Genomic DNA, 6,693 nt, shown 5'->3' on the forward strand with positions numbered 1-6,693 from the left:
TTGAATTTCACATTTCGAAATCTAATGATCTACATAACTGCCTTTTACTGTTAATTTTTCCAGCGCTTCTCCTAGTCGATCCATTGCCTCATCGATTTGCTTATACTCCGTTGAATAGGCCATGCGGAGATAACCCTCTCCATAGTTTCCAAACGCAGATCCAGGAACACAAGCAATCTGTGCTTCTCTTAAAAGAAAGGTCGCCAATTCCTTTGACGTCATGCCAATCCCCTTGAAAGAAGGGAAAACATAAAAGGCTCCTTTAGGAACAACACAACTAACATAATCTAATTCCTGTAACCTTTTAACTAATAATTGACGTCGTTTATCAAACTCTTGAACCATTTTAAAAACAGGTTCCTGAGTCCCCAAATAGGCAGCAACCGCGCCATATTGTGCAAACGAAGTAGCGCTAGAAGTATTATATTGATGCACTTTCATAATTGGTTTCATCAGCTTTTCAGGACCAGCTGCATAGCCTAATCTCCAGCCATCCATCGCATATGCCTTGGAAAAGCCGTTTATCGTAATTGTCCGCTCAAACATACCTGGAAATGTAGCAATGCTTATATGTTCTGCATCTTCATAAATTAATTTTTCATAGATTTCATCGGATAAGACTAATAGATTATGATTAATCGCAATGTCAGCCAATTCTTTTAAATAAGCCTCTGGCAATACTGCCCCTGTTGGATTATGAGGAGAATTTAAAAGAATCATTTTCGTTTTACTTGTTATCCTAGCTCTTACATCCTCTGGATTAAGTATAAAGTCCTCCTCTTCCCGTAAAGGAATCGACACGGATACCCCTCCAGCAAGCTCGACGATATATTGATATTCAAGCCAGGCAGGATCAGGGATCAACACTTCATCACCAGGATTAATAAATGCAAGAATCATGCTGACAATGGCTTCTTTACACCCAACTGAAACAACTATTTCTTTATTAGGATCAACATGTATCTTATTTTCCCTTTTTAGCTTGACTGCAATTGCTTCTCTTAATTCTTGAATACCGTTATTTGCTGTATAATGAACAAATCCCTCTTGCAATGCGGCATTTGCAGCTTCTTTAATATGTATTGGGGTATCAAAATCTGGTCTTCCTATTTCCATATGTGTAATATTTATCCCACTTTTTTGCATCGCATTTGCTTCATCAAAAATTTCTCTAATACTTGAAAAAGGAATATTGGTTAAACGGTTAGCTACAGACATGATAAGTTCCTCCATACGGTTTTAAATTTAGCTATTGATTTGATGGTTTTAAACAGATAGTCTAAAAACTATTACTCTATTGATGAGCCTCACTATTGGTTACATTCCTTTTCATATTAACTGGAAAGATACAGGTTCTGACCAATTCGTAACGATTACCTAATATATTCTGTTATCTGTTTTATCCAAGATGTTAATTTAGAAGGTCTTTAATTCTTGTTGTTTTTTATACAAACCATAACTTTATATGGGTTATAATAACCCTCTATTTACTGCTTGTAAATGTTATTTTTTTAATTTTTTTAAAATTCCAACTACAATACTCAACCAAATTCATTTATTTATATTGAAGCTTGAAATGTTATTCTCTATTACTATTTATAAAATTAACAGCAATTAATCTCGTATCTTTTCGGAATATCTCCCCATTTAGTAATCACCTATTCGCTTTCTTTTCTACATGTTATGAATTCTTGACAAGTGGGAAAAAAATATTAAGTATTTTTTGATGATGTTTGGATATTTTAATAAGGATACAAAACAATTCTAGTTGAGGTGAATTCCGTAATGGCAACAAATAGGCATAAGCTTTTTAATTTATTTATCATAATATGGAATCTATAACAGGAATGTCTAATAAAAATTCCTCTTAGATTGATCCTTCTTCTGTACCTATTTCCTATATGTATAAATTATTAATCTATTATTTTTAATCCTTATTTAAAGTTAAATAGTAGAATCGATAAGAAGGGTGTACCAGTTTGGTACACCCTTCTACATAGAGATATTACTATACAAAAACTTAAAATAATTTACCAATAGGATACAAATGGTAATTAAATTTCCTTACCTATCTTATATTATTAATTCGACAAATCTTCCCCATTCGATGCAATTACTTTCTTATACCAATGAAAAGACTTTTTCTTCGATCTTTTTAGGGTGCCATTCCCTTCATTGTCACGGTCCACATATATAAAGCCATAGCGTTTCTTCATTTCGCCTGTTCCAGCAGAAACTAGGTCAATACATCCCCAGCTTGTATATCCAAGAAGATCGACGCCATCTTCGTCCACAGCATCCTTCATTGCCTGAATATGGGAAGCTAAATAATCAATCCGATAATCATCTTCCACATATCCTGATTCATCTGGCACGTCAACTGCGCCAAGCCCATTCTCTACAATGAACAGTGGTTTTTGATAACGATCATATAGATCATTCATTGTAATACGCAGACCTAAAGGATCTATTTGCCATCCCCATTGACTCGCTTGAAGATATGGATTCTTTATCGTCGGGAACAAGTTACCTGCCGTCTTTTCCACATCAGAATCTTCAGCTGCTGCTACACGTGATGCATAATAAGAGAAAGAAATAAAATCAACAGTGTGTTTTTTCAAAACTTCCAAATCCTCAGAAGTCATTTCCACCTCAATTCCCTTCCTAGCTAGTTCTTTTAACGCATAGGCAGGATAAGCACCTTTGGATTGGACATCAATGAAAAAGTAATTTCCTCTATCCTTTTGCTTTGCTTCCCATACATCTTCTGGTCGGCAACTATAGGGATAGTAAGAAGCTGCTGCTAGCATACAACCGACTTTATTCTCAGGATCTATTTCATGTGCAATTTTTGTAGCTTCGGCGCTAGCTACAAGTTCATGATGAGCAGCCTGATATTTAACTTGCTCTTCGTTTTCACCTTCTTCAAAACAAAGCCCTGCTCCAAGAAATGGTGCATGGAGAATCATATTAATTTCATTGAAAGTCAGCCAATATTTAACCAATCCTTTATAACGAGTAAACAATACACTACATAAACGTTTATAAAAATGTATCAACTTACGATTTCGCCAGCCGCCATACTCCTCAATTAGATGCATAGGACAATCAAAGTGAGTGATGGTCACTAACGGTTCTATTCCATATTTATGACATTCTTTAAATAGATCTTCATAAAATCTGAGACCTTCTTCATTCGGCTCCGATTCATCACCTTTTGGAAATATACGGCTCCAAGCAATCGATAACCGATATGTCTTAAAGCCCATTTCACCAAATAAAGCAATATCTTCCTTATAATGATGATACATATCAATTGCCTCTTTGGCAGGATAAAAATAGCCTTCCTCAAAAGCAAACATTTTCTTTTTACCAGTTATTATACTTCTGCGATCTGGACCTGTCGGAATTACGTCCACATTCGCTAGCCCTCTTCCACCTTCAGCAAATCCACCTTCACATTGATTGGCAGCTGTAGCACCGCCCCATAAAAAATCTTTTCTAAATCCCATTTTGTCTCCTCCTACTACTTCATTACTTTTATGATTTCTTCCCCTAATTTAATTGGGCCATCATTTGCAGTTAGAATATCGCCTACTTCTGCTGAGTTTGTAATGACTACAGGGGTAATTGTCTTATATCCTTTAGCTTTAATACCTTCTAAATCAAACTGAATCAATTTGTCACCTATTTGAATGTTTTGTCCTTTTTGAACAAAATACTCATAGCCTTCACCATTCAGCTGCACCGTATCAATCCCTACATGAATTAATAATTCGATACCATCTTCACTTGTAATACCAATTGCATGTTTTGAATCAAACAATGCGCTTACTGTCCCATTAACAGGAGAAAGAACCGTACCTTCTGATGGTTCAATTGCTATACCTTGTCCCAAAATTTCTTCGGAAAACATTCCATCATCTACTTGCTTTAAGCTGTGTAATGTTCCTTGTAATGGCGCTACAATTGTTGCTCCACTAATATTTAATGTTGCATTTGGTGTTGTTTCCAATTCATTTGATTCAGATGCTTCTTCCGCAACCGGATCTTTATATAAAATTAATGTTGCTATAAATGTTACCACAATACTAATAACTGCTCCAATACATGCATAATAGAAGAAGCTTAACGTGTTATCCCCAATATAACTAGGTAATGTTAAAAGACCTGGCGAACCACCAGAGAAGTTACGCACTCTAAAAATACCCATAAATAGACCACCAGTTGCACCACCAATCATTGCTGCATATAGAGGTGTCTTAAATCGTAAGTTGATTCCGTAAAGAGCAGGTTCAGTAATACCAAACAGACCAGTTAATCCAGAAGAAAACGCCAATTGTTTAATCGTACTATCCTTTGATTTGATACCAACTCCAATTGCGGCAGCACCTTGACTGACATTGGAAGCAAGCATTCCTGGATATATCACTGTATCATAGCCTGTTGTCATACGATTATTTATTCCAATTGGAACAAGACCATAATGCGTACCTGTAGCTACAAGCAATGGACTAAATGTTCCTACTAATAATGGAACGATCCATGGACTCACAGATTCTAATGCAGTTATACCATTTGATATAGCATCACTAATTAAATAGCCAATCGGTCCTAATACTGCTAAACTAACAGTTCCTACTATAAAAATTGTAATCAATGGTTTACTAAAGAACTTAATTGCTTTAGGTGACACTTTGTCGGCAATAGGTTCAATGTAGGACATAAACCATACAGAAAGAATAATCGGGATAACAGAAGAAGAATAAGATACTGCCGAAATCGGTATTCCGATCAGTTTAATTGCTTCTCCAGTCTCCTTTGCTAATGTAACCATCGCAATAAAATTAGGATGTAGTAAAATTCCTCCAACCATCATGGCTAAATACATATTAGCCTTAAATTTTTGCGCTGAAGAAGCCGCTAGCAAAATGGGTAAGAAGTAGAAGGCAGCATCCGCCATAAAATTTATTATTTGATAACTTTGACTTTCCGTTGTTAAAAGATTAAATACTACCAATAGAGATAGAACAGCTTTTAACATCCCTGCTGCTGTAATGGCAGGAAGAATAGGAGTGAAAATTCCTGTAATTGTATCAATTACCTTTGCGAAAACAGAACGCTTATCTTCTTCTGTTCCTTTATCCCCGTCATTAGAAATATTGGTCTGGTTAATAATTTCTTTATAAACATTCCCAACATCACTTCCAATAATGACTTGATATTGTCCACCTTTATTCACCACTCCCATTACTCCCGGAGTTGTTTTTAAGCTTTTTTCATTTGTTTTTTGATCGTCCTTTAAATTAAAACGTAATCGTGTAGCACAATGCGTCAAACTTTTCACATTTCCCTCGCCGCCAACTTTATCAATGATTAATTTGGCCAACTCTTGATAGTTCATCTCGTTTTTCCTCCATTCTTATATAAACCTTAAAAATATTTGCCGTAGATTAAAAAGAATAAAAAAATACCTAAATGAACCCTCCCTACAAGTAGAGGTTTCATTTAGGTATAGCCTGCATTATCAGTAACAATCCTAATCACTGGTTATTCTTTTTATATGAATCGTCAGATAGATTAACTCATCTTCTTCTAAATCTCTTCCAAATTCTTTCTTAATATACTCCCTAATTTTCAAAGCACACGCGTATTCATTCGTATACTTTTCCTTCAGCATGAAAATAAAACTCGATGTTCCTGCATCATCCAATTTAACACCACTAAACATTCGTTGAAAGAAAAACTTCAAGTGGGTGATAAACCGTTCATAATTTAGGGAATATTCGTCTAAGTCAATTTTGAAATGGTACTTCACAATATTAAGGATATTTTGGATAACTTTTGCTATTTCAGATACTCGGCTTACTTCTCCCATATCAAGCTCCGCATTTACGATATGCAAAGCAATAAACCCGGCTTCATTCTCTGGCAAATCCACACCAAGTCTGTTTTTAACAATAGATAACGCTTCTTTTCCAATCAAGAACTCATGATTATAAAATCGTTTAATCTCCCAAAGAAGGGCATTCTTGATTTCCATTCCATTCTGATAGCGCTCTATCGCATAACTGATATGATCGGTTAATGTTAAGAAGACATTTTCACTTAGTTTTTTTCCTAGTGAAACCTTTGCAAAGCTAATAATTTCATTAGCTACCTGAATATGTTCCATCGGAATGGACGAAAGCATTTGGGTTAATTTATTGACACTCCACTCTTTTGAACTGAGATACATATTCTCAATCTTGGATTCATCAATAACGTCGCCAACCTTTTTCTTAAAGCCTAGCCCTTTACCCATCACGACAAGCTCTTGATTATCCTGATTCCTCGACAATACAATATTATTATTAATCACTTTTAATACATTCATAAGATAGTCCCTATTCTTTTATTTTCTTCATCTACAACAAAAAATAGGTATAGCCCACAATAAAGCGGTAACAATCCTTTAAAATCAGTCTAGCATAGGTAAATTCCACTGTCAATTTGATATTTCCTGAAGATTGAGTCAAGTTTTTGTGGGAGTTTTTTTTAGCTCCCTTTTTATAAAGTAAAACTTCTAATTTTGTATCCGCTTTCTAAACATTTTCTTTCATCAAAATTTCGTTTTTTTCTTTTTTTAAAAACCTTTTAATCCCTGTAAGGCAAAGTGAATGGGTTTTCCAATCGCTTGATTTAAGTATGGCA

At 35.1% G+C, this 6,693-nt stretch carries 4 protein-coding genes; all 4 read right to left on the reverse strand.

Features of this window, described 5'->3' with window-relative positions; translation table 11 throughout:
• Positions 1-21 precede the first annotated feature (21 nt).
• The 4 genes from QQZ16_RS17065 to licT all read right to left on the reverse strand — a co-directional run bounded on the left by QQZ16_RS17065 (position 22) and on the right by licT (position 6,376).
• Positions 22-1,218 carry a pyridoxal phosphate-dependent aminotransferase gene (locus tag QQZ16_RS17065; RefSeq protein WP_031537954.1) on the reverse strand — a complete coding sequence of 399 codons (1,197 nt, stop codon included), beginning with the start codon at positions 1,216-1,218 and terminating at the stop codon, positions 22-24.
• Between the two features lie 863 nt (positions 1,219-2,081).
• Positions 2,082-3,512 carry a 6-phospho-beta-glucosidase gene (locus QQZ16_RS17070; protein ID WP_048718037.1) on the reverse strand — a complete coding sequence of 477 codons (1,431 nt, stop codon included), beginning with the start codon at positions 3,510-3,512 and terminating at the stop codon, positions 2,082-2,084.
• 14 nt (positions 3,513-3,526) lie between these two features.
• Entirely contained in the window at positions 3,527-5,404 is a 1,878-nt protein-coding gene (locus tag QQZ16_RS17075; RefSeq protein WP_048718036.1) for a beta-glucoside-specific PTS transporter subunit IIABC, read from the reverse strand.
• Between the two features lie 135 nt (positions 5,405-5,539).
• A complete protein-coding gene (licT, locus tag QQZ16_RS17080; protein WP_048718034.1) occupies positions 5,540-6,376 on the reverse strand; it encodes a BglG family transcription antiterminator LicT in 837 nt (278 codons plus the stop codon).
• Positions 6,377-6,693: the final 317 nt, after the last annotated feature.

The sequence above is a fragment of the Bacillus sp. T2.9-1 genome (assembly GCF_950097965.1).
Lineage (GTDB): Bacteria > Bacillota > Bacilli > Bacillales > Cytobacillaceae > Niallia > Niallia hominis.